Below are 23,090 nucleotides of genomic sequence, written 5' to 3'. Positions count from 1 at the left end.
TCAGTCGTACGCCTTCATTGGCGTAAAGCGCCTCAGCTCGCTGAGCTTGTAGCCGGTGTACTGACCCATCAACAGGATCAGACCGAGAATAACAAGGTGCAGCTCCGGGAAGTTGAAGGTGAGGTGGCCGGCCAAGGGTGCGCTCATCAGCAAATAGGCGCAGATGGCCACAAACAGACTGCCTGCGCCCTGAACCATGACCTCATGCGCCCCTTCTTCTTCCCAGAGAATGGACATCCGCTCGATGGTCCAGGCGATGATCACCATCGGGAAGAAGGTGACCGTCATGCCGGTATTGAATCCCATCTGATAGCCGATGATGCTCAGGCCCGCGGTTATAAAGATAACCAGGATGATCAGGGCGGATATGCGGGATACCAGCAGCAGGTTAAGGCTGGACAGGTAGCCGCGCATCAGCAAGCCAATAGATACCACCGACAGGAACGCGATCAAGCCCGGCACCAGAGTTGTCTGCACGAAGGCCACTGCGATCAACACGGGCATGAAGGTGCCAGAGGTGCGAATGCCGATAACAATCCGCATGAAAGCGACCATCAGTGCCCCCAGTGGCAGCAACAGCAGCATTCGGAACATGCTTTGCTCTTCAATGGGCAGCTCGTAAAAGCTCAGGAAGCCGAGACCATTGGCTGCGGATTCCATGGTTGCCAGTTGAAGGGCAGGAACCGTTTGCCTGAGCATCGAGAAGCTTACTTCCGAGTTCTCGCCACCTACCACATCCAGCAATGAGGCTGCCCCCTGGCGCCAAAGCAGGAGGTCTTCAGGCACGCCCTGTTCGGCAGTCTTGGGGTTGAAGGTGAGCCAACGCTTGCCGTTGTAGATTTGCAGGTAGGGCATCAGCTGTTGCCGCCGCCGGGCATCTTCGAGTCTCAGTCCGTCCGCTGTTCTGGCGGCAATACCACTGTGGTTGAGCATGTCGACTAGAAGATCCAGGTAATTCTCTTCTGAAACCAGCAGGGTTGTGTTCTGTGTCCGGCTATCCGGCTGCATCAGCCGGATCAGCTCGCGGGTCATGCTTTCCGGTGTGCTCGAGCGGGCTTCTGCCTGACTAAGAATTTCCTGTACCGCGGTTGCCTCGGGCTCTTCCCAGAAGGTCCTCGGTGTTTTCGGTTCGCGCGCCGGGATTTCCGGTCCGGCGTCTGGGTCCGGAATGAACTGGGCTTTGAAATATAAAGTCTGCGGCCCGGACACTTCCCGCTTGCTCCATTCCGCCCGGCGGCTGCCCGAGGTATCGATGATGGAAAAGCCATAGCCGGGCGAAGCCGCCTGTTCGGTCAGGATGCGAAAGCCCGGTGGCTGCTCGGGGATATTGAGACTGGCAAGAACCGAGCCGTCCACTGCGTCAAAATCAATGCGGGCCTCGACCATCCAAACTGGTCGTTGTTCGCCTGTGAGCCAGGGTATGCCAAGCTCAACGTGCCTCCAGACAGCAAGCGAAATGCCCGCAGAGATGAGCAGGAAAACGGCGATATAAAAAGGCAGGCGCGAGCGGGTGGTCACGATTCGTTCCCTTTGCTATTGCGGATGGATTCAGGCAGCTCGGTTGCATATTCCTTGCCGACATCGATCAGCATGACGTCACGCAGAATATTGCGGCCGATCAGAACCTCGTAGGTGAGGTTGGTTCTGTCGGCAAGTGTAAACTCCGCAACCTGTTGGTGATCGCCAATAAAAAACTGAAGCTCGACGACGACCCGACGCTCCGCTTCATCGGCGCTGGCCTGGATTACGCGAACCCGGCGAGAGATCTCTTTTTCCAGGGTTACAAACTTGTCTGCACCGGGAACAGGCACATCAAAGCGCACCCAATTGTTGCCGTCCCGCTCGAACCGGGTGATGTTGCGTGCGTCTATCGAGGAAGTTTCGGCACCGCTGTCAATGCGAGCCTTGTAGATCAGGCCGGGGCCCGCAAGGTAGAAGTTTTCAACCTCGCCGACAATCACCTTGCCCTTCAGGCGGTCTGCACGCCCTTTCGAATTATCTGTTGCGGGGCATTGTGTCTGGGCCCGCACTGGCGGACATTCAGGTTTTTCCACCTGGCTGGCAATTGCGTCGAGTATGGTCTGAGTCGAAGAGCGGGTTTGGGCAATGGCTTGCTCGTGCCTGACCGCTGAGTTTTCTTCCATGGTAACGAGAGTTGCCCGCTGACTCTTGATGGATCCCTGGAGTTCATTCATATCCGTTTTGGGAACCATGAAATAGCGGTCTGCCGAGCATCCCGTCAGCAGAAGAATGCCTGCAAGTGTGGTGACGGAAAGCTTAGGCAGTCCAGCCCGATACCATTTGAAACCCATTAAGAACCCCTGAGCTGGCAGTCTGTCACGCTCGATACCGAGCTATTGTGACGGTCTATGCGTGTGAAACCGGATAAATAGGAAGGGAAGTATACAACATCCAATCTGTGTGGTTGATTTACAGATGGTTAAGGGGCAGTAGTGTTTACCGTGACAGGAAATTCCCCTCTCCGAGAACAGTCTCAGCGCGCAGGTATTCCTGGATTACCGGGGAGCAGTTAAGGTAGAAAAGCAATAGTTCGCGCTGCACATCCTGATCCTGGATTCTGGCTGCGAAGCTGATCAGCTCCCGGATTTCTTGGTCACTCTCAGACTTGCTGGAGGGCATGCCGAAACTCTTGCCATACCGTGCCTTCAGCAGGTTGGTAAGACGCTCGAGATGAAACTCGCCCGTGTGGGTAATGTGCGGAAGGATTCTGAAGCCGTCCTTGTTGCCGTTCGGACGGGTGCCGAATAAGCTTGCCTGGCTGTCCTGGCCGGAGCAGTCATTGTGCAGAAACTCCGCCTCCAGTTTTCGCCACAGTTCTTTCAGCATGATCTGTTATCCGTTTCTGATCTGGTTCGGGCCCGCCGTGCGGTTAAAAAAGGGTAATAACCACTTGGCGAGTGAACATTTTACCCTTTTAGACGATATTACGTTGGCCGTCCAGAGGCAGATGCCCGAGCTTTAAAATAATGCCAAACAGTCGTGGTCCTTAGTGCCTCGCCATTCTGATTGACGGCGTGCCGGGCAAAAGGTTCCCTTCGTGGGGTAGACTGTTGTGGGGCCGGGAAACACCGGTTCCTCAATCAAACACAGAACCGTAACAGGAGTAGTACCAGGTGTCTGAAGCGCTCACGGAACTGATCTTGTCCCGGCCCGATCTGATGGCGGGATTGATGGTTGTGTTAATCCTTTTGATCGTTCTGAAAGGGCTCTGGGGCAGGAATGGTCGACTTGGGCAGGACGTTGAACAGTGGCGACAGCATGCAACCGCCCTCGAAAATCGGGTGGCCGGTCTGGAGTCGGATCTGGAAAATGGCAAGCAGCGCGTGGCGCAGCTGGAGAGCGAGCGTCAGAGCCTGCAGGCGAAGTCGGACGAGCTTTCCCGCGAGCTGGGCGAGGCCCGCGTCGCGCTCCGCGAGAAGGAAGTGACCATTGAGAAGGAGCGCCGATCCGCCCATGAAAAACTGGAGTTGCTTGAGCGGAACCGTGATGCCTTGAAGACGGAGTTCGAGAATCTGGCCAACAAGATTTTTGAGCATAAGAGCGAGCGTTTCAGCCAGCAGACCCGCACCAGCCTTGATACTCTGCTGAACCCCTTCAGGGACCAGTTGCAGGACTTCCGCAAGCGGGTTGAAGACGTGTACACCACCGAAACCCGTGATCGTCAGGCCCTCCGTAGTGAGATCAAGTCACTGCAGGAACTGAACCGCCAGATAACAGAGGAAGCATCCAATCTGACCCGCGCCCTCAAAGGCGACAAGAAAATTCAGGGTAACTGGGGTGAGCTGATCCTTGAACGGGTACTGGAGAAATCCGGCCTGCGCAAGGGCGTGGAATATGAAACCCAGGGAAGCTATCGCGACGGAGACAATCAGCTCTACCGGCCGGACGTCATTGTCCATCTGCCGGATAGCCGCAACCTGATTATCGATTCGAAGGTCTCACTGGTGGCCTACCAGCAGTGGGTGACGGAAGACGAGGATTCCGGGGTCAAGGAGGAGGCGCTCAAGCAACACGTCGAGGCCGTGAGGAATCACATTCGTACCCTTAGCGAAAAAGACTACAGCCAGCTCCACGGCCTCCATTCCCCGGACTTTGTGTTGCTGTTCATGCCGATAGAGCCCGCTTTTGTGGCAGCATTTCAGCAGGACGAGAACCTTTTCGCAGAAGCCTTTGAGCGAAAGATTATTGTGGTAACGCCAACCACGCTGCTGGCAACACTGCGAACCATTGAGAACATCTGGCGGTACGAACGCCAGAGCCAGAATGCCCGGCAAATCGCTGAGCGGGCTGGCGCTGTTTATGACAAACTCAGGGTGTTTGTTGAGGCGATGGAGCGCCTGGGCACACAGTTGCATACTGCCCAGGGAACCTATGATTCGGCCATGAACACCCTGACCCGTGGGCGCGGCAACCTGATCTCCCAGGCGAATCGATTTGTAGAGCTGGGTGTTCGGGTGAAAAAGGAATTGCCGAAGGGGATAATGGACCAGGCCGAAGTGGACGAGGGTGAAGAATTCCGTCATTCAGGGGACAACGACCTGCCTGATTCAGAGAAGCAGGCGATTGGTGCAGATAACGAGCAGGAGTAGATGCCATGGCAGTATTACTTGGAACAGGTCGCTGTTTTGCCCTGGGGGCTGTATTGGCTTCCGCGCTCCTGTCCGGGCCCGCGCTGGCGCTGGCGCCCGAGCACGAGACTCGCAGATTGATGCTCGCTACCGAAGGGGCAGTGGTTGCGGAAAACTGGGGCGAGGCCGCTGAGTATCTGAACCGCTTGCAGCAACTGGAAGGTGAAAAGCCCGCTGATTACTTTTTTTATCGGGGGCGGGTGATGCTGCAGTCTTCCCACCTGAACGAAGCCCAGTCTGCTCTTGAGACCTATGTGAGCCGCGCCGGCGCTGAGGGTGCCCACTACCAGGAATCCCTGCAGTTGATCACTTCCATTGAAAAGACCCGAAAGCAGAATGCCCTGGCCCCACAGGCAACCGGTGAGAGTGAACAGGTTGCGGTCATTGAGCCGGCGGGTGAGGGCCGTATCGAGTCTTTGCGCAAGCTGTATCTGGCAGGTTCAGACCGCGAGGCGCTGACGCTTCATATCAACAGCCTGCTCGAATTGGCTGGCTGGCGCCGTGATCAGGCGGTCGTGCGGCTCGATCGGCCAGCCGATGTTGAATACCGTCTTGTCACCCAGGGAGAGGAAATCCAGATTCAGGAACTGAAGCGCGCCGAGGATGCCCGGATACTGCGAAGCACAGAGACGATGTCGGTGTTTGGCATCAACCCCAGGGTGGAATGGCGTTGCGAGGCGACGGTCTCAACTTGCTGGGTCTATGACCCGAGGGATGGTTCCCGACTGCTTCAACTGGCCGAAAACCGGGAAAGGGCCCAGGAAATCGCCGAAACGCTCGGGCAGCTGATCCGTTCGCTTCAGGCGCCCTCGGGGTCCTGAGTCAATCGGAGAGATCACCACGTTCGCCTTCCCGATAGGCGCCTGGCGTCACCCCGGTCCACTTCTTGAAGGCCCGATGGAAGGTTGAGGGTTCGGTGAAACCGACTTTGGCGGCGATGTCGTTAATCGGAAGTTCCTGCCGGCTCAGATAGTAAATAGCCATATCCCGGCGTAACAGATCCTTGATCTCCTGGAACGAGGTATTCTCCTGCTTCAGTCTGCGTCGCAGTGTCTGCGGGCTGGTATGCAGGCCTGCTGCAATCCATTCAAAATCCGGCAGCGGCTTCGAAAGATCCCTGCCGATCAGCGCCCGAATGCGTCCCGTAAAGGTGTTACTCTCGTCCGGACGGGATAGCAGGTCTGCCGGCGAGGTCTTCAGGAACTGCCGCATCTCCGGCTTGTCGCGGATGACGGGCGCAGACAGGAAGCGCTTGTCGAAGGTGAGGGCGATTCTGTCAGACTCGAATGCCAGGGGGCAGTGGAAAATGTGCCGGTATTCGTCGCCATGGGCCGGCCGTGGGTAATCGAACTCGGCCTTCTCCAGCTCGATGGGTTGGCCGATGAGCCAACTGCCCAGTCGGTGCCAGATCACCAGAATACTCTCCCGCAGGAAAAAGCTCGGATCGTTGATCTCGCCCTCTATCCGGGTTACGAGCTGAGCCTTGTCCCTGCCAACCTCCAGTTCCATGGACACCATGGGTTCAAACAGACGAGAAAACTGGAAGGCCTGCCGGTACACAGATTCCAGATTGGGGCAGTCAATCACCAACGCGCACATGGTGGCAAAGGTTCCTGTTCGGGCCCGTCTGGGCCCCAGCCCCATGAACTCATCTCCCATGCGGTTCCAGAGCACCTGCATCAAATGGCTGAACTGATCACTGCTGACCCTCGCCATCTCGATGCGCAGCAGATCGGGAGAGATTCCGGCTTCCCGGAGCATTTCACGGGTATCAAAACCAAGTCGCTCGGCGCCCACAAGGGCCGCCTGTACAAAGTGCTTCGAAACCGTCAGATCGGACATTACGCTCGCCATTCCATGAAAACGAAACCCATCATAAAACCCCGGCAGAACAATGCAACCGAAGCCGTTTGGCCACGCTGGTAGAAACGGCCAATCGGAATGAAGGAACCGGCAGTTGGCCCGCTTGGCAAAACCGGGCAGCATGAAGGAAACGAATGCTATTTGCAGAAACCTGAGAGTAAAAAGGAGATTATCATGGCGGGTCCTCTGACTTCGCTGAAAGTTCTGGATTTCAGCACCTTGTTGCCCGGCCCCTACGCCACCATGCTGTTGGCGGACATGGGGGCAGATGTATTGCGTGTGGAGGCACCGGACCGAGTGGATCTGACCCGGGTAATGCCACCCCACGATGCCGGCGTGAGCACGGCCCACGGGTTTCTGAACCGCGGCAAGAAGTCGCTCGGGCTTAACCTTAAAGAGGAGGGCAGCCGGGAGAAGGTTCTGGAATTAGTCAAGGACTATGACGTTGTCGTTGAGCAATTCCGGCCGGGAGTGATGGATCGGCTTGGTATCGGCTATGAAACCCTCAAGTCGGTAAACCCTCGCCTGATCTATTGCTCCATCACCGGCTATGGCCAGACCGGCCCCTACAGGGATCGAGCGGGCCACGACATCAACTATCTCTCCCTGGCTGGAGTAAGCAGTCACTGCGGCCGGGCTGACAGCGGGCCGCCGCCGATGGGTATCCAGATTGCGGATGTGGCCGGCGGTTCACACCACGCCGTCATGGGCATTCTGGCTGCTGTTATCCATCGACAGCAGACCGGAGAAGGGCAGTTTGTTGATATCAGCATGACCGACGCGGCCTTTGCGCTGAACGCCATGGCCGGGGCCGCCTGCCTGGCTGGTGGCCAGGAGCAGAAGCCGGAGAGCGCATTGCTCAACGGCGGCTCATTCTACGACTACTACCAGACCAGCGACGGTCGCTGGCTCTCGGTAGGCAGCCTCGAACCCCAATTCTCCGCCCGCCTGTGCGACACCCTCGGTATTTCCGATATGAAAAGCCTGGCCATGAGCCAGAAGCCCGAGCATCAGCAGCAACTTAAAGCCGCCATCAAGGCAAAAATTGCTGCGAACCCCCTGGCCGAGTGGCAGGAGATCTTTGCCAACCAGGACGCCTGCGTGGAGCCGGTTTTGACGATCTCGGAGGCCGCCAAGCATCCACAACTTAAAGCGCGGGATATGGTGATTGGAGTTGACCGGGGAGACGGCACTCAGCAGCCGCAGATCGGATTCCCGATAAAGTTTGAAAAAACGCCATCGCAAACGTCCCGGATCGGGAAAATGCTTGGGGCTGATAATGATCAGTTTCTTTAGAAGAAAATAACGTGAATAAGTGTTCAGTTTTGTCTGGCTGAAAAGGAGGGCTCTGCTAATTTTATAGATGTCACCGGACTTGGTGAAAACGTAGTGAACAAATACAAGGAAAACACTATGAAGCTCAGGAAAACACCGAGTGGCAAACATGCCCTCAGTCTCACTGTCGCCCTGCTTGGCAGTACCTTGCTGGCGGGTTGTTTTGACAGCGACAATGACTCTTCTGGACCCTCACAGGCTGAGGTGGATCCCAATCTCTTTCCTTCGGATGGTCAGCTTGAGGCAACCATTCGTCGAACAACGGGTGGCGTTCCTCACATTGTTGCTGATGACCTGAAATCTGCCGCGTTCGGGCACGGATATGCTCAGGCTCAAGACAACGTCTGTATGCTGGCGGAGGCCGTCGTCAAGGCCCGAAGCGAAAGGGCGAAGTATTTTGGGCCGGGGCCGGATGCAGGATTTGGCGTCGGTATCAATGTCGTCAATGACTTCAGCTTCAAGGCCCAACAGATATACGCGGGCGCTGAGGCCGAGTTCCCCACGTTAAGCCCGGAGAGCCGTGCGCTTATTGAGGGCTTTACGGAGGGGTATAACCGCTACGTTAACGAAACCGATGCCTCCCAGTTCCCGGCAGAATGTGCGGATCAGGACTGGGTCAAGCCGATAACTCCAGTGGATCTGCTGGCTCATTATCGCATTGTTGGCCAGTACGCCAGTGGTGCGTTGTTCGCCACGGGCGCGGTTTTCCTGGCAGTCCCTCCAGGAGAGAGTCCGGCACCGACACCGGTAAGTTCGGTGACCAATGCTGAGGAAGTAAACAACCTGCTCAAAAGCGTTGTGGCTACCGCAGAAGCTGGCGCGAGATCACAGACCAATTTCGCGGATATGGGCCTTGCCAGCAACGCGTGGGGTATTGGTAGCGAGTTGACCGAGCAGGGACGGGGCGCACTGTTGGCGAACCCGCACTTCCCGTACACAGGCCATCGCAGGCTTTATGAAGTCCAGATGACGGTTCCGGGATACCTGAACGTCCACGGTGCGGGGCTACTTGGTACGGCAATTCCGCTGATCAATTTCAACGAGAATCTTGCCTGGTCTCACACGGTTACGACCAGTCGCCGCTTTACCTGGTATGAGCTGGTGCTGAAGGATGATGGAGAATTCCTGACATACGTGAAGGACGGTGTTGAAAAGCCGATCACCACCGAGACCTATCAGATTGAGGTCGATATGGGGATGGCTCAACCTGTCGTGTTGGAAAGGACTTTCTATTTTTCCGAGTATGGCCCGATGATCGCAGCCAATGCCGTCAGCAGTCAGCTGCCAGCCTGGGGCGACAACGGTGCCCTGAACGCGTCTTCAATGGTTGCTCACACCTATCGTGATGCCAATGCCAACACGGGCGGTCTTCTGGACACCTGGTTGGGCATGAGCCGAGCCAGCAACCTTGAAGAGTTCCAGAGTGTCTTCCAGAACTGTGGCTCGACCCTCTGGACCAATACTACCTACGCCGATGACCAGGGTAATGCGTTTTACATCGACAGCAGCTCGGTGCCGAACCTCTCTGAGAAAGCCATCGCGCTTGTGAACTTCAGAAGGGCTGGCAGTGCAGCATACGCTGGCCTCTTTGATCAGGGCGTTACCTTGCTCGATGGCAGGCTTTCCCAGGAAGACTGGGTTGAGACCGCGTGTGGTCCACTGGTGCCCTATGAGCAGAAGCCGAAGCTGGTGAGATCGGATTGGGTGCAGAACTCGAATAGCAGCTATTGGTCAACCAATCCGGACGAGTTCCTGACAGGCTTCTCACCTCTGTTTGGTGATGAAAAGGCGCCGATCAATCCCCGTACCCGCCTGGGCATCAAGATGCTGCAGAATCTGATGGATCCCGGCTTCCCCGATGCGCCGCTGGCAGCAGGGCAGGATGGCAAGTTCAGCGCGGAAGAACTTATTGGTGTGATCTGGAGCAACCGTGCATGGTATGCGGAACAGTTCCTCCCGGAGCTTCTACAGCGCTGTGATGTCATCGGCACCACCGCGGTGAACGGTGTCGATTTGTCGTCCTGGTGTCAGTCTCTGAGCAACTGGGATGGGCTATACAACCGGGATAGCGTCGGTGCTCATATCTTCCGTGTTTTCATGGCTAATTATCGCAACGATCTGGACTCAGATCTGACGACGCCTTTCAGCCCGGCTGATCCCGTGGGGACACCGGCTGATCCATCTGAAGAGAATGCCGGGACCGCAAGCGACACCATGCTCTTGGCGCTTGCCGATGGTGTGGCTGCTCTGCAATCTCAGGGAATTTTGCCGACTGATGCCCTTGGAGACCTTCAGTATTACCGCGCTTCCGGTGGTGTGGCCCCAGGCTCCGGCGGGACACCAGTGTTCCAGACTCAGCCAATTCCCTGGCACGGTGGTGACGGCAACATAGATGGAGCGTTCAACGCGATCGGTGTGGTGACGGATCCGTTCCTGGAAGACACGCGTTTCCCGCGGATTGCACCATCAACGATCGACAATACCGCCGGATTGTCTGACGGAACAGGTGGCATTGATGGCTGGTTGATGGCCAGAGGTACCAGTTGGCACTTTGGGCTGGAATTCACGGACAATGGTCCCGAGGCTTATGGTCTGGTGAGCTATTCGCAGTCCACGGACTCCATGTCGCCATTCTTCAGCGATCAGAGCGAGCAGTATTCCGAAAAGGATTACCGGCAGTTGTTCTTCACTGAGGAAGATATCCAGGCGAATCTGTTGCCGCAAGGTGAGACTGTTATTTCATCCGATTGATATCCGCTGCATAGAACCAAGCGCCGTAACTCGCCGAGTGCGGCGCTTTTTTTATGCTTATTTAGCCCGACCTGGAAACGCTGTTTTCATCTTTAGCAAGGAGTGGTCTTTCTCCGGGGGCATAGTCCATTCGTTTGACGACCTTTGTCTTCCAAATATTCTCAGAAGCAATTTCCTCCCAATCTTTTCAACGGCATTGAAGACAATCCTTTTGGCATCGCTTTTGGGTGCCTGTGGAGTTCTGAAGCGAGCTCCCGATTGTTCCGTCAGCAATGCCCGAGTTGCTTGATTTGCCAATTCTTGTAGCGACTCATCGAATCAACCGCCTTAGCGTACGTTGACGGTAAGCAGCGTTGAAACCAAAAAAAGCCCCGGCATTGCCGGGGCTTGGTTTCAACGTTTATTAATCAGAGTTTACGGAGCCTGCTGCTCGTCCTGATCAAGCGCATTTTCCAAGGTGGCACTGCTGCCAAGAGATGCGCCGACAGCTGGAACAGAGGAGCCGGGGATCGGCTGCGCACTCAGCGCCTGGGCCGTTTGTGTAACCATCGCGCTGAAAGCGACACTGGTATCCGCTGCACCACCTGGGCACGCTTCTTCTGGCGCAATCGGCGCCACGAAGGTGCCATGGTTGGCATCTGAGCACGGGTTGGTGCCCGCGAAGAAGCTGGCAACTGGCATTGCACCACCTGTGGGCGTGTCTGTGTCAATGATGCCCAACCCTTCTGAACCATCAGACAACAGAGTGCCACTGGCACCCAGATCAAGCAGTGCCATCAGAGGCTCGGTGCCAGCCAGCGGCGCCGAGAACGCCGGGCTTAGCGGATTGACGTTGGCTTCGTTGGGGACAGTGGTGTCTCCAACAACTTCTGTCACCAGGAGATTGCTGGTGGAATTACCAAGGCCTTTCGCAAAGTTCACCGGATCACCAGCATCAGAGATGGACTGGAAGACGTAGAAGAAGCTTTCGAAGTCAGAGGTTCCCTGGGTTACACCCGCACTAGCAAGTCCACCAAGAACCCGACCGGAAATGCTCGGAGAGTTCTCTATGAGACGTGTAACCTGGCCACCCGTGTTGTGCAATACAACAGAGTTGAGAGTTGGGAAGTCGAACGGAGCCAGAGCGGGGGCAGCGTCGTAGGTTTGGTTCAGCGCAGTGTTCAGCGCTGTGTCATTTGCGAGCGATGCGAACACGGTACCGGAAATGCCACCGAGGGAGTGCCCAATGAAGTTAACTGGGACTCCAGCCAAGTCTCCCTGCGTGCCGGGATTTCCGTCGATGTCCATGGTCTGGATTGACGCTGCGACGTTCAGCAGATCAACAACGCCCTGGCGGAGGTTGTCTCGGCTGTTCATCATATTCAGCGGGTTAATGAACAGGCTGCCGGAGGAGATGTTGGCTAGGTCAGCAGCCACCGGCTGCAGTGACTCGTTGGCGGTATAACCGAAGTGGCGTTCGCCAATGTAGTCGGCGTTGATGAGCGCATTGAGCTGGGCCTCCAACGGGCTGCCAGCAACTCCCGGCGCCTGCAGCAACTGGTTAACTGCCGCTGTAAGAGTGGTCTCGTCCAAAGCTGATAGTCCAGGCACTGTTCCCGGTCCAGGAACTGCACCGGCGTCTGCGCCGGCAAGGCCGTGCAGGGGTTGATCAATTGCGACCACCGCTTGACACGAACTTTGAGCAAGAAGTATTGCAGGGAGCATCGCTACACTACGATCTACCGTAATGCCGTGCTGGAAGATGGTCACGCCGTTGGGCTTGGTGGCATCGACACAGGTTGCGGGCCGGGAATCAGTTGACGGATTAAATATGACAACCGGAACAGTCGTATCGGCGTTTTTCTGCGGGAACGGGAAGTAGCCATTCACGTTCAGAGTGCCGTCGATATCCCGAAGGAAGCTGAATACGGGGTCACCCGGGCTCAGGCTTTCGTTGAGGTCTTCTTCCAAGCTGGTGCTGCCGCTCCAGCTGCCATTTACGATGCCGGCGCCAGTTTCACCAGGCAGACTCTGGAAGTAAGGCAAGGTGATGGCACCTTGATGTACCTGCACCTGAGCCGCCGCCTGGGCAATGCTGTTGGAAGCATCAAGTCCCTGAATTGTAGTCAGGTCGGCTGCTTCCGTCTTGGGAAAGAAGAAGGACGGACGCGGGACCGGCAAATGGAGCGTATCTCCGACTTCCTGTCCAATAGCGTTGCCTATAGCAGTTGGGTTTGCAATCTGTTGCGACGCGCCAAGAGCGGCAATTGCATCCAGCTGCTGAGCAGTCAAAGTGCTGGGGTCAACCGATCCGCCTTGAAGGCCCGCTGCCAGGACCTGGAGCTCACCCAGTGTTGTAGTCAACTGAGAAAAGTTTTGTGTTGGGTAGTTGTCACGGACTGCCTTCAAAGCAGCTGTAAAGCCAACCTTCTGACCAAGAGCAGGGCCAAAAGCCGCCGGCGCCATCATTGCCCGAAGCACGTCGGTATCAGAGTTGGTTGTGAACGTGTAAGCCAGTGCAGATTCAGAGCCTGTCTGCATCTGAGCAAGGAATCCGTTGGCCAACTGATCTGCAGTCTGCAGAATGGTTTTTACGTTGCCCAGAGCCGGGTTACCAAGAACACCATCTGCCAATGCTACATCCTGAACGGACCGCTCAATTGGCTTACCGTTTGCACCTTGGACATCGTCAGTGACAACAACCAGATATTTCTGACCGTCCGTGAGTGGCTCAAGGGGGACAACACGTACAGCGTTGTTCACTCCGCCATCTACGCTAACAACGTCAGCGCGGAAGTTTGGTTGCGTAAGGACTTCCTCTCCCTCAAGGTCAGCCCCAAAAGGATCACTCGCAACTATGCTGGAGGGGTTAGTGTTTGGAAGCGCTTCTGGCGCAGATGCAAGCGCGGGACCAACGTTAAGCGGAAGCAAAAATACTGTAGCATTTGCCATCACGGTCGCTGGATTCAGCTCACCGTCAAACTTCAGGGTGAAGGCGCCTGAAGTGGAAAAACCCGAGAGATCGTTAACAGCGTCATCTGCCGGAGTGTTGCCAGTCGAAAGCCCTGTAAAGTCATAGTTGGCGCTCTGGGTTGCGCCCAACAGCAGGATCAGGTCGGCATTGATCGGGAACGCAGGCTCTTCCGCAATCGGGTTAGGGTTGTAGATCGGACGAACAATCGACCTGTCAATCGTCGTATCTTCAATCTGGTAGTCCGGATTGGCATTCGCCCCCGTCTCGCCGCTATCAAAGCAGCCTGTAAGTCCAACGGAAGACGCCACGGCAAGACTTATTAGAGTTTTCTTGAACATGGGTGGAACCTTTTCCTGTTGTTGTGTCGTTATGTTCGGCAGCTGACGGGGCCGGTCTGATCCGGTAAGCCCGTTGTCAGTGGCCTGTTCTGCTTAAACTGTTGTCTGAAATTGTAGCCAGCGCTGTAAGCCAATTTCTGTATCTCTGACTATAGCGACAGTATGGCAAGTGTTGATCAGCCAAAAGTGTGATTCTGGTGGTTGGAGTCCTCCCCGCACGATTGGAGTTCGGCCTTTGAGAAAAATAGTTGCCGGATAACGGTTTGTCGAGGTCCGGCAACAGGGAAATTGGGGCCTGGTCGACGTTTATTTGAAGCGCGAGAAATCTGGTTGGCGTTTTTCCATGAAGGCCCGGAAAGCTTCGGCGGCTTCGGGGGATTTCAGCCGTTCTGCAAACAGCTGACCCTCCTCCAGCATGGCTTCCCGGAGTGCTTCCATGGTTGGCTTGTTGAGGAGCGCCTTGGTGGCCCGAATCGCTGCCGGGGCTTTTTCAGTGAGCCTCTGGCAGGCTTCGAAGGCATTGGCTTCCGTTTGCCCAGGCCCACAAACCCGGTTGATCAGGCCAAGCCGAAGAGCTTCTTCCGCGGAGAAGGCACCACCAAGCATCAGAAGTTCGGCGGTGCGTACCCGGCCGATCCAGGAAGGTAGCAACAGGCTTGAGCCACCTTCGGGGCACAGGCCGAGGCTGGCAAAGGGCATCTGGAATGCCGTGTTGTCGCCGGCGAACACCAGATCACAGTGCAGCAACATGGTTGTGCCGATGCCGACGGCCGCGCCATTGACCGATGCCACCACCGGTTTAGTGGCGCTGGCCAGTAGTAAAAGAAAACGGCCAACGGGCGTCTGCTCGAAATCACCTGGCAGACCTGCGGCAAATTCGCCCAGGTCGTTGCCTGCGGTGAAGCACTCGCTGGTGCCGGTGAACAGCACGCACCGGATGTTGGTGTCATCCCGGGCCCGTTCCAGCGCGTCGCCCATGGCGGTATACATGGTGTGGGTGAGGGCGTTCTTGCGTTCTGGCCGGTTCAGTCGGACGATGAGGGTCCGGTCTTTGATTTCGGTGAGGACGAGGTCAGTCACGGCGTCTCCTGGGGTGTTATTATCGTTTGGTTAGGATGATACCTTTTTCTGTTGGCGTTTTTCACGGGTTTTAATCCTTGTTTCGCCATCCGTCGAATCACTCGCCAAACCGATTTTCTGGTAAACTCTCGCCTCCCGATTTCTGATGACACGACATAACGATATCAAGCTGATGAGGCGCCTATGACCACCGTAATCCGCCAGGACGACCTGATTGAAAGCGTAGCGGACGCGCTGCAGTTCATTTCCTACTACCACCCGAAGGATTTCATCCAGGGCGTCTATGAGGCCTACCAGAAGGAAGAATCCCAGGCGGCCAAAGATGCCATGGCCCAGATCCTGATTAACTCGCGCATGTGTGCCCAGGGGCACCGCCCGATCTGTCAGGATACAGGCATTGTGACGGTATTCGTGAATGTCGGCATGAACGTCCAGTGGGACTGCGATATGCCGCTGGACGACGTAATCAATGAAGGCGTCCGTCGCGCTTACACCCACCCGGACAACGTGCTGCGCGCCTCGGTGCTGGCCGATCCGGACGGCAAGCGCCAGAACACCAAGGACAACACCCCGGCCATCATCCATTACAAGATTGTTCCGGGTGATACCGTAGAAGTGCACGTGGCTGCCAAGGGTGGCGGTTCTGAAGCCAAGTCCAAGTTCGCGATGCTGAACCCCTCTGACTCAGTCGTGGACTGGGTGCTGAAGATGGTTCCGCAGATGGGTGCTGGCTGGTGTCCGCCGGGCATGCTGGGTATTGGTATCGGCGGTACTGCTGAAAAGGCGATGGAGCTGGCCAAGGAATCCCTGCTGGACCCGATCGATATTCACGACCTGAAAGCCCGCGGCGCCTCCAATCGTGCCGAAGAGCTCCGTCTGGAACTGTTCGACAAGGTCAACGAGCTGGGCATCGGCGCCCAGGGCCTGGGCGGTCTCACCACCGTTCTGGATGTGAAGGTGAAAGACTATCCAACCCACGCGGCCAACAAGCCAGTGGCCATTATCCCGAACTGTGCGGCAACCCGTCACGCCCACTTTACCCTCGATGGAACCGGGCCTTCCCTGCAAACACCGCCGAGCCTGGACGATTGGCCAGAGATCACCTGGGAAGTGGGTGAGAACGTCCGTCGTGTGAATCTGGATACCGTCACTCCAGAAGACGTGAAGGACTGGCAGCCGGGAGAAACCGTTCTGCTTTCCGGCAAAATGCTGACTGGCCGCGATGCTGCCCACAAGAAGATGGTAGACATGATCGAGAAAGGCGAAGAGCTGCCGGTCGATCTGAAGGGGCGCTTCATTTACTACGTGGGCCCGGTTGATCCGGTGCGTGAAGAGGTGGTTGGCCCCGCAGGCCCGACCACTGCCACACGTATGGACAAGTTTACCCACACTATGCTCGAGAAGACTGGCCTCACCGGCATGATTGGTAAAGCCGAGCGCGGTCAGGTGGCCATCGATGCCATCAAGGAATTCGGCGCGGTTTACCTGATGGCCGTGGGCGGTTCCGCCTACCTGGTCTCCAAGGCCATCAAGAACGCCGAAGTGGTCGCCTTCCCGGAGCTGGGTATGGAAGCCATCTACGAGTTCGAGGTGGAGGACATGCCGGTCACTGTCGCCGTCGATTCCCGAGGCTCGTCTGTGCACCAGACAGGGCCTGCGGAATGGCACGAGAAGATCATTGCTGCCAAGGCGGTCTGATCTCCGGAAGTCGCTGAAAAAAGAAAAGGGCCGGACGAATGATCGTCCGGCCCTTTTTCGTTCTTTTGGTCCAGATTTATCAGCTTGAACAGCTGATATTCAGGTGTTTGCCCCAATCCGGCGGCAATGCCGCATAAGCGTCGTTCTCCGGTTGTTCGTCATAGGGCCGCTCAAGCACCTTCAGTAGTGCTTTCATGGGTTCGTAATCCCCGTTCTGGGCTTCCTGAATGACCTGCTGGGCCAGGTAATTCCTCAGCACATACTTCGGGTTCACGCTGCGCATGGCGAATTCCCGCTCATCGTGAGCGCGGGTTTCGTACAGTAGTCGTTCCTCATAGCGCTCCAGCCACTGGTCCGCCACGCTCCGATCGACAAACAGATCACGCACCGGCCCATGGCCATGGCTATGCAGATTGGAAAGCGCCCGGAAGAAGGCGGTGTAGTCGACATGATGCTCGTGCATCATGCTGAAGGTATCCATGATCAGGCTCAGGTCTGCTTCATCCTCAATGGCAAGGCCCAGCTTGTCCTGCATGTTCTGGAGGAAGCGCTCGTTGTAGGCCACTTCATAGCGGCGAAGCCCCCGGCGCACATCGTCTTCCTCCATCACGGGCAGCAGGGCTGTGGCCAGATAACGGCAATTCTCAAACCCGACTTGCGGCTGACGATTGTAGGCGTAGCGCCCGCCCTGGTCGGTATGGTTGCTTATATAGCCGGCATCGAAATCATCGAGAAATGCGTAGGGGCCGTAGTCAAAGGTGTCGCCGATGATCGACATGTTGTCACTGTTCATCACGCCGTGGCAGAAGCCCACCGCCTGCCAGTCCGCAATCGTTCGTGCCGTCCGCTCGACCACTTCCTCGAACCACCGGCTGTACCGTTCGTCATCGGGCAGATTGATCAAGTGGGGGAAGTGCAACGAGATCACGTGTTCGAGTAGCGTCTTGACGGTTTCAGGCCCCTCGTGGTGGGCGGCGAACTCGAAGTGCCCGAAGCGAATGTGCGTTTCGGCTACTCGCACAAGTGCCGCTGCTGTTTCGATGGACTCCCGGCGCACCGGGTCTCTGGCGCTCACCATGAAAAGGGCCCGGGTGGTCGGGATGCCAAGGCCATACATGGCCTCGCTGCATAGATACTCGCGAATGGTGGAGCGAAGCACGGCGCGGCCATCGCCAAAGCGGGAGTAAGGGGTCATACCGGCGCCTTTGAGGTGCCAGTCCCAGCGTCGTCCATCAGGACCAATGGTTTCCCAGAGGAGCAGGCCACGGCCGTCGCCGAGTTCCGGGTTGTAGACGCCGAACTGGTGGCCGGTGTATTTCATGGCCACCGGGTCCATGCCCTCGAGTAATTCCGATCCTGCGCCCACTCCGGTCCAGTCGGATTCGGCATCGGCGCGAAAGCCCATTTGTTCTGCGAGCTTGTGGTTGAAGCACACCATTTTTGGGTCTTTCAGAGGCGAGGGCTGAACCCGGGTGTAAAAACTGTCCGGGAGCTCCAGGTAGCGATGCTCTATTCGAAAATCGTTGCCACTCATAAAACGCCTATACTCCCATTGGTATGAATTCTGCTGCCGTCTCGCTTAAGTCACCCATTAAACTGGAAACCCAACGTGTCTGATCGCTCACTAAAACAAACCGTCAGTGCCCTGATTCAACAGGAGGGCCTGCCCGACGCCTACGCCGAAACGGTGGAAAAAACCATTCTGCCGCTGGCAGACCGAATCTGTGCGCTCCATGATACGGAAAAGCGGCCCATTGTGGTTGGTATTCACGGAGCCCAGGGCACAGGCAAGTCCACGTTGACCCTTTTTTTACGGGAAATTCTGCTCCGGCACCGCAATCGCCCCACTGCCAATTTCTCCCTCGATGATATTTACCTTACCAGAGCCGAGCGTGAGGCCCTTGCCCGGCGGGTACATCCGTTATTTAAGACCCGGGGTGTGCCAGGAACCCACGACGTAGAGTTGGGCCAACAGATTTTGCACCGTCTGCGCAGTGCGGGGCCCGGAGATGCCACGCCCATTCCAGCCTTCGACAAATCAAGGGACGACAGGGTTCCACGTGAGCATTGGCCTGTTTTCGGAGGAAGGGCAGAGATCATTCTTCTGGAAGGCTGGTGCCTGGGCGCGCGACCGGAGATAGACAGTGCGCTGAGTGAGCCGATAAATCCTCTGGAGGCGAACGAGGATCCTGACTGCGTCTGGCGCAGGTATGTTAATGAGCAGTTGAAAGGGGAATACCAGGCGTTTTTTGGTCAAATCGATTGTCTGGTTATGTTGAAGGCTCCCTCCATGGAGTGTGTGCTTGAGTGGCGTCGACTCCAGGAGCAAAAGCTGGCGACGAAAATCCGTAATGCACCAGAAAAGGGCGAGCTCCATGGTGGTGCACAGGATCTGCGCATCATGAACGACGAAGAAATCGGTCGCTTCGTCATGCACTATGAACGCGTTACCCGATCCTGTCTCGCTGAAATGCCGGGCAGGGCTGATGTTCTTATCAACGTGGCCGAGGACCACTCCCTCGGTCTTCCGCAGTTCCGTGAGTCTTGACGGAGAACGGCCATGGCCCGACCTCATTTGATTATCTTTTCCGACCTCGATGGCACCCTGCTTGATCACGATGATTACCGTTGGCAGGCCGCCGGTCCAGCCCTCGACAGGCTGAAGGCAGCCCAGATACCCCTGGTGCTTAACTCCAGCAAAACCATGCCGGAGATCCGGGCGTTGAGGGAAGAGCTTGGAAATAACGATCCGTTCATAGTCGAAAACGGTGCAGCCGTGGTTATTCCGCCCCATGCACTGGGTAATGCCGAAGAAGAAGTGGTGAATTTTGGTGCAACCCGGGATCGGGTTCTTGAGGTGCTTGGCGCTCAACGTAAGAGGGGGGCTCGATTCACGAGCTTTGCCGACATGTCCGCAAACGAGCTGGCGGCAGAGACGGGCCTGGATCCGGCGGCAGCCGGGAGGGCCAAAGAACGGCTTGGGACCGAACCATTGCTCTGGCAGGGATCGGAAGAGGCGCTGGCGGAATTTGAGGCGGCTCTGGGCTCGGAGGGCCTTCGACTGGTGGCCGGAGGACGTTTTCTTCATGCCATGGGGATATTCGATAAAGCCGATGGGGCCCGGTTCTTGCTAAACAAATACAGAGAGCAATACCGGGAGCAGTATGGCGATGCGCCCGTGTTGGCCATTGCCCTGGGCGACAGTCCCAACGATCAGCAGATGCTGGAATCGGCCGATATACCGGTGGTAATCCGGGGTGTCAAAAGCGATGAAGTGCGGCTGCCTTCGGCAAAGCACGCCATGCGCTCCCTCAAGCCCGGCCCTGAAGGCTGGAATGAGTGCGTACTCAATCTCCTGTTTGAGTACGGGTACTGACCCGTTTGAATGCGGGTATAAACAAGGAGAGCCGCCATGGGCGACTTTTACCAGAATGGCATTATCACAACCCTTCATAACCTTGTTCGGCGTCCCGTGGAGGACCTGGAAGCGGAGCTGATGAGCTTTCGCAAGGCCCGGCCAATGTCACTGGTGTTGCCGTCGCTGTATTCGGAGCTGGAGGGGCCGGCCCTGAAAAATATTGTGCACGAGCTGGGCAAGGTGCCTTATCTGGATCAGGTGGTCATTGGCCTCGACCGTGCCAACGAGGAGCAATACCGCCACGCTCTGGAATATTTCTCGGAGCTGCCTCAGAACTTCAAGGTGCTCTGGAACGATGGACCCCGCCTCAGGAGTATTGACCTGAAGCTCAGGGAGCAGAACCTGGCGCCGACGGAGATGGGCAAGGGCCGAAACGTCTGGTACTGCTTTGGCTATGTCCTGGCCTCCGGTGTCAGCAAATCTGTTGCCTTGCACGACTGCGACATCCTTACCTATTCCCGGGATCTAGTGGCCCGCCTGATCTACCCTGTGGCCAATCCCGGCTTCAACTACATGTTCTGCAAAGGCTATTATGCCCGTGTCGCCGACGGGAAAATGAACGGACGGGTGAGCCGGCTACTGGTGACGCCCCTGATCCGCGCACTGAAGAAAGTCTGTGGTCCCAACGATTTCCTCGACTACCTCGACAGTTACCGCTACCCCCTGGCCGGGGAGTTCTCATTCCGCACCGACGTGATCAATGATCTGCGCATTCCCAGTGACTGGGGGCTGGAGATTGGTGTGCTTTCGGAGATGAAGCGCAACTACGCCACCAACCGCCTTTGCCAGGTGGATATTGCCGATGTCTATGACCACAAGCATCAGGAGCTTTCGCCGGAGGATGCCAGTAAGGGGCTGTCCAAAATGAGCATGGATATTGCCAAGGCTCTGTTCCGGAAACTGGCGACCAACGGCGAGATTTTCTCCAATGAAAAATTCCGGACCATCAAGGCCACGTATTTCCGTATTGCCCTGGATTTCGTGGAGACCTACCAGAATGACGCCATTATTAACGGTTTGACGTTTGATCGGCACAAGGAGGAGAAAGCCGTGGAGCTGTTTGCCCAGAACGTGATGCGGGCCGGCGCCTATTTCCTCGATAATCCGATGGATACACCCTTTATTCCCAGCTGGAACCGGGTCACAAGCGCCATTCCCGACATCAAGGAGCAGTTGCTGGAGGCGGTCGAACTGGATAACGAGGAATTCAAGCCATGACCCAGCCTCTGAAAGCGAAGCTGGTGTCCATGCTGGAGGTGGTTTACCCGGAGCTGGACTGTGACTTTCTGGCCGAGCAGTTATTGACCACCATGGGGCTGGCGCCCAACCAGGAACCGCCGCCTGCGCATCAGAATAACTGGGACGAATCGGATGTGGTGTTGATCACCTACGCCGACACGGTGCAGCGGGCGGACGAAAAGCCTCTGCAGACTCTGCACCGGTTTCTCGGCGATTGTCTGTCGGATTCCATTTCGTCGGTGCACATACTGCCGTTCTTCCCTTATAGCTCCGATGATGGCTTCTCGGTCATGGACTATCTGGCGGTGAACGAGTCCCATGGGAATTGGGAGGATATCGAGAGCATCGCCAGGGACTATAAGCTGATGGCGGATCTGGTCATCAACCATATGTCCGCGCGCAGCCGCTGGTTTGAAAACTTCCGCAAACGGGTGGATCCGGGCAAGGATTATTTCTTCGAGGGTAACCCGAGAGACGACCTGAGTGCCGTGGTGCGTCCCCGTACCTCACCGCTCCTGAACCCGGTCCAGACCGACGATGGCGAGCGTTATGTCTGGTGTACCTTCAGCGAGGATCAGGTCGATCTGAATTTTGCCAATCCGAAGGTGCTGATCGAGTTCGCCGCAATCATCCGGCGCTATCTGGAACGAGGTATTATCATTTTCCGGCTCGATGCCGTCGCCTTTCTCTGGAAGGAACCGGGTACGCCCTGCATTCATCTGCAGCAAACCCATGAGCTGATCAAGATCCTACGGCTGCTGATCGAGCATCACAGCCCGGATGCCGTGGTGATTACCGAGACCAACGTACCCAACCGGGAAAACCTGACCTACTTCGGCAACGCCAACGAAGCCCATGTCATCTACAACTTCTCGTTGCCGCCCCTGCTGATCAATACCCTGGTAACTGGTGACTGCAAACACCTTAAAACCTGGCTGATGAGCATGCCGCCGGCGCAGATGGGCACCACCTATCTTAACTTTATCGCGTCCCACGATGGCGTCGGCATGCGGCCGACGGATGGTCTCTTGACTGAGGAAGAGAAGCAGCGGCTGATCAACACCATGGACTCGTTTGGCGGCAAGGTCTCGTTCCGGCGCACGCCGGATGGCCGCGACCAACCTTACGAGATTAATATTGCCCTTTACGACGCACTCCAGGGCACGGCGGAGTCGGGGCGGGATCACTGGCAACTGCAGCGTTTTATCTGCGCGCACACCGTGATGCTGGCCCTGGAGGGCATTCCGGCGTTCTACATCCACAGTCTGCTGGCGACGGAAAACGATCTGGAGCGAGTAGAGCATACCGGTCGGCTGCGGTCCATCAACCGCAGTCAGTGGCAACTGGACGACCTGGAGCAGAAGCTCGCGGACCCCCTGAGCCATCACAGCAAAGCGTTCCAGGAGCTGAAGCGTTTGATCGCCATTCGGCGCAAACAGCCGGCGTTTCATCCGAATGCTACCCAGTTCACCCTGCATCTCGGGCTTCAGCTGTTCGGTTTCTGGCGTCAAAGTATGCGCCGGGATCAGTCCATCTTCTGCATTCACAATATCAGCAACGAGGTGCAGCAGGTGGCCCTGAGCGACATCAATCTGATTGGTACCGATCATTGGCAGGACCTGATTTCCGGGATGACCATCGATGATCTTTCCGGCTCTATCACCCTGAAGCCATACCAGAGCGTGTGGTTGTCCAACCTGGAAGTTACCGTCTGATCATCTGACAACGTCATTTGTGCAATGCTCGAAAAACATAGGGTATCCTGT

At 56.6% G+C, this 23,090-nt stretch carries 16 protein-coding genes; 9 read left to right on the top strand and 7 right to left on the bottom strand.

The window, feature by feature from the left end:
• The 3 genes from KYE_RS03500 to KYE_RS03490 form a co-directional block, all read right to left on the bottom strand.
• Window positions 1-1,518 (bottom strand): inactive transglutaminase family protein, encoded by a 1,518-nt coding sequence (locus KYE_RS03500; protein ID WP_008170458.1) that lies wholly within the window; start codon window positions 1,516-1,518, stop codon window positions 1-3.
• Window positions 1,515-2,312 (bottom strand): ATP-dependent zinc protease, encoded by a 798-nt coding sequence (locus KYE_RS03495; protein ID WP_008170456.1) that lies wholly within the window; start codon window positions 2,310-2,312, stop codon window positions 1,515-1,517. Before KYE_RS03495 ends, KYE_RS03500 begins: the two co-directional genes overlap by 4 nt.
• 145 nt (window positions 2,313-2,457) lie before the next feature.
• Complete coding sequence (locus tag KYE_RS03490) at window positions 2,458-2,847, bottom strand: hypothetical protein (RefSeq protein WP_008170455.1); 390 nt, start codon at window positions 2,845-2,847, stop codon at window positions 2,458-2,460.
• Between the two features lie 287 nt (window positions 2,848-3,134).
• Here KYE_RS03490 and rmuC point away from each other — a divergent pair, with 287 nt between their 5' ends.
• Window positions 3,135-4,610, top strand: a complete 1,476-nt coding sequence (gene rmuC / locus KYE_RS03485) for a DNA recombination protein RmuC (protein ID WP_008170452.1) — start codon at window positions 3,135-3,137, stop codon at window positions 4,608-4,610.
• Between the two features lie 5 nt (window positions 4,611-4,615).
• Complete coding sequence (locus KYE_RS03480; RefSeq protein WP_008170450.1) at window positions 4,616-5,470, top strand: hypothetical protein; 855 nt, start codon at window positions 4,616-4,618, stop codon at window positions 5,468-5,470.
• A 1-nt stretch (window position 5,471) separates the two neighbouring features.
• On the opposite strand, the gene KYE_RS03475 is transcribed toward KYE_RS03480, so the two are convergent.
• Window positions 5,472-6,491: an AraC family transcriptional regulator gene (locus KYE_RS03475; RefSeq protein ID WP_008170448.1), complete on the bottom strand. Its 1,020-nt coding sequence runs from the start codon at window positions 6,489-6,491 to the stop codon at window positions 5,472-5,474.
• Window positions 6,492-6,686: 195 nt separating this feature from the next.
• On the opposite strand from KYE_RS03475, the gene KYE_RS03470 reads away from it, so the two are divergent.
• Together KYE_RS03470 and KYE_RS03465 are read left to right on the top strand one after the other, a co-directional pair.
• The gene (locus tag KYE_RS03470) at window positions 6,687-7,808 is read left to right on the top strand and encodes a CaiB/BaiF CoA transferase family protein (protein ID WP_039881828.1); all 1,122 of its coding nucleotides are present in this window, start codon (window positions 6,687-6,689) and stop codon (window positions 7,806-7,808) included.
• Window positions 7,809-7,925: 117 nt separating this feature from the next.
• Window positions 7,926-10,598 carry a penicillin acylase family protein gene (locus KYE_RS03465; protein WP_008170444.1) on the top strand — a complete coding sequence of 891 codons (2,673 nt, stop codon included), beginning with the start codon at window positions 7,926-7,928 and terminating at the stop codon, window positions 10,596-10,598.
• A 414-nt stretch (window positions 10,599-11,012) separates the two neighbouring features.
• Here KYE_RS03465 and KYE_RS03460 read toward each other — a convergent pair whose 3' ends face one another.
• Window positions 11,013-13,889, bottom strand: coding sequence for a lipoprotein (locus KYE_RS03460; protein WP_008170442.1), 2,877 nt, complete (start codon window positions 13,887-13,889; stop codon window positions 11,013-11,015).
• Between the two features lie 306 nt (window positions 13,890-14,195).
• Window positions 14,196-14,969 (bottom strand): enoyl-CoA hydratase, encoded by a 774-nt coding sequence (locus KYE_RS03455; protein ID WP_008170440.1) that lies wholly within the window; start codon window positions 14,967-14,969, stop codon window positions 14,196-14,198.
• 183 nt (window positions 14,970-15,152) lie between these two features.
• Here KYE_RS03455 and KYE_RS03450 point away from each other — a divergent pair, with 183 nt between their 5' ends.
• Window positions 15,153-16,667, top strand: coding sequence for a fumarate hydratase (locus KYE_RS03450; RefSeq protein WP_008170439.1), 1,515 nt, complete (start codon window positions 15,153-15,155; stop codon window positions 16,665-16,667).
• Window positions 16,668-16,746: 79 nt separating this feature from the next.
• Here the strand turns inward: KYE_RS03450 and KYE_RS03445 are convergent, their stop codons facing one another.
• Window positions 16,747-18,201: a protein adenylyltransferase SelO gene (locus KYE_RS03445; protein ID WP_008170437.1), complete on the bottom strand. Its 1,455-nt coding sequence runs from the start codon at window positions 18,199-18,201 to the stop codon at window positions 16,747-16,749.
• 75 nt (window positions 18,202-18,276) lie between these two features.
• Here KYE_RS03445 and KYE_RS03440 point away from each other — a divergent pair, with 75 nt between their 5' ends.
• The 4 genes from KYE_RS03440 to KYE_RS03425 are packed head-to-tail and all read left to right on the top strand — an operon-like array spanning window position 18,277 to window position 23,039.
• Window positions 18,277-19,215: a hypothetical protein gene (locus KYE_RS03440; protein ID WP_008170434.1), complete on the top strand. Its 939-nt coding sequence runs from the start codon at window positions 18,277-18,279 to the stop codon at window positions 19,213-19,215.
• Window positions 19,216-19,227: 12 nt separating this feature from the next.
• Window positions 19,228-20,043: an HAD-IIB family hydrolase gene (locus tag KYE_RS03435; protein WP_008170433.1), complete on the top strand. Its 816-nt coding sequence runs from the start codon at window positions 19,228-19,230 to the stop codon at window positions 20,041-20,043.
• A gap of 36 nt (window positions 20,044-20,079) precedes the next feature.
• Window positions 20,080-21,303: a hypothetical protein gene (locus tag KYE_RS03430; protein ID WP_008170429.1), complete on the top strand. Its 1,224-nt coding sequence runs from the start codon at window positions 20,080-20,082 to the stop codon at window positions 21,301-21,303.
• Window positions 21,300-23,039, top strand: coding sequence for a sugar phosphorylase (locus KYE_RS03425; protein WP_008170427.1), 1,740 nt, complete (start codon window positions 21,300-21,302; stop codon window positions 23,037-23,039). Before KYE_RS03430 ends, KYE_RS03425 begins: the two co-directional genes overlap by 4 nt.
• The last annotated feature ends 51 nt before the right edge of the window (window positions 23,040-23,090 follow it).

The sequence above is a fragment of the Marinobacter manganoxydans MnI7-9 genome (assembly GCF_000235625.1).
GTDB classification, from domain to species: domain Bacteria; phylum Pseudomonadota; class Gammaproteobacteria; order Pseudomonadales; family Oleiphilaceae; genus Marinobacter; species Marinobacter manganoxydans.
Note: the sequence above shows the minus strand (reverse complement) of the source record. Positions and strands in the feature narration are given on the sequence as shown.

Excerpts from the sequence above, each read along its gene's own strand:
- KYE_RS03495 (WP_008170456.1), bottom strand. The coding sequence starts at position 2,312 with ATGGGTTTCAAATGGTATCGGGCTGGACTGCCTAAGCTTTCCGTCACC.
- KYE_RS03490 (WP_008170455.1), bottom strand. The coding sequence starts at position 2,847 with ATGCTGAAAGAACTGTGGCGAAAACTGGAGGCGGAGTTTCTGCACAAT.
- KYE_RS03480 (WP_008170450.1), top strand. The coding sequence starts at position 4,616 with ATGGCAGTATTACTTGGAACAGGTCGCTGTTTTGCCCTGGGGGCTGTA.
- KYE_RS03475 (WP_008170448.1), bottom strand. The coding sequence starts at position 6,491 with ATGTCCGATCTGACGGTTTCGAAGCACTTTGTACAGGCGGCCCTTGTG.
- KYE_RS03470 (WP_039881828.1), top strand. The coding sequence starts at position 6,687 with ATGGCGGGTCCTCTGACTTCGCTGAAAGTTCTGGATTTCAGCACCTTG.
- KYE_RS03465 (WP_008170444.1), top strand. The coding sequence starts at position 7,926 with ATGAAGCTCAGGAAAACACCGAGTGGCAAACATGCCCTCAGTCTCACT.
- KYE_RS03460 (WP_008170442.1), bottom strand. The coding sequence starts at position 13,889 with ATGTTCAAGAAAACTCTAATAAGTCTTGCCGTGGCGTCTTCCGTTGGA.
- KYE_RS03450 (WP_008170439.1), top strand. The coding sequence starts at position 15,153 with ATGACCACCGTAATCCGCCAGGACGACCTGATTGAAAGCGTAGCGGAC.
- KYE_RS03445 (WP_008170437.1), bottom strand. The coding sequence starts at position 18,201 with ATGAGTGGCAACGATTTTCGAATAGAGCATCGCTACCTGGAGCTCCCG.
- KYE_RS03435 (WP_008170433.1), top strand. The coding sequence starts at position 19,228 with ATGGCCCGACCTCATTTGATTATCTTTTCCGACCTCGATGGCACCCTG.
- KYE_RS03430 (WP_008170429.1), top strand. The coding sequence starts at position 20,080 with ATGGGCGACTTTTACCAGAATGGCATTATCACAACCCTTCATAACCTT.
- KYE_RS03425 (WP_008170427.1), top strand. The coding sequence starts at position 21,300 with ATGACCCAGCCTCTGAAAGCGAAGCTGGTGTCCATGCTGGAGGTGGTT.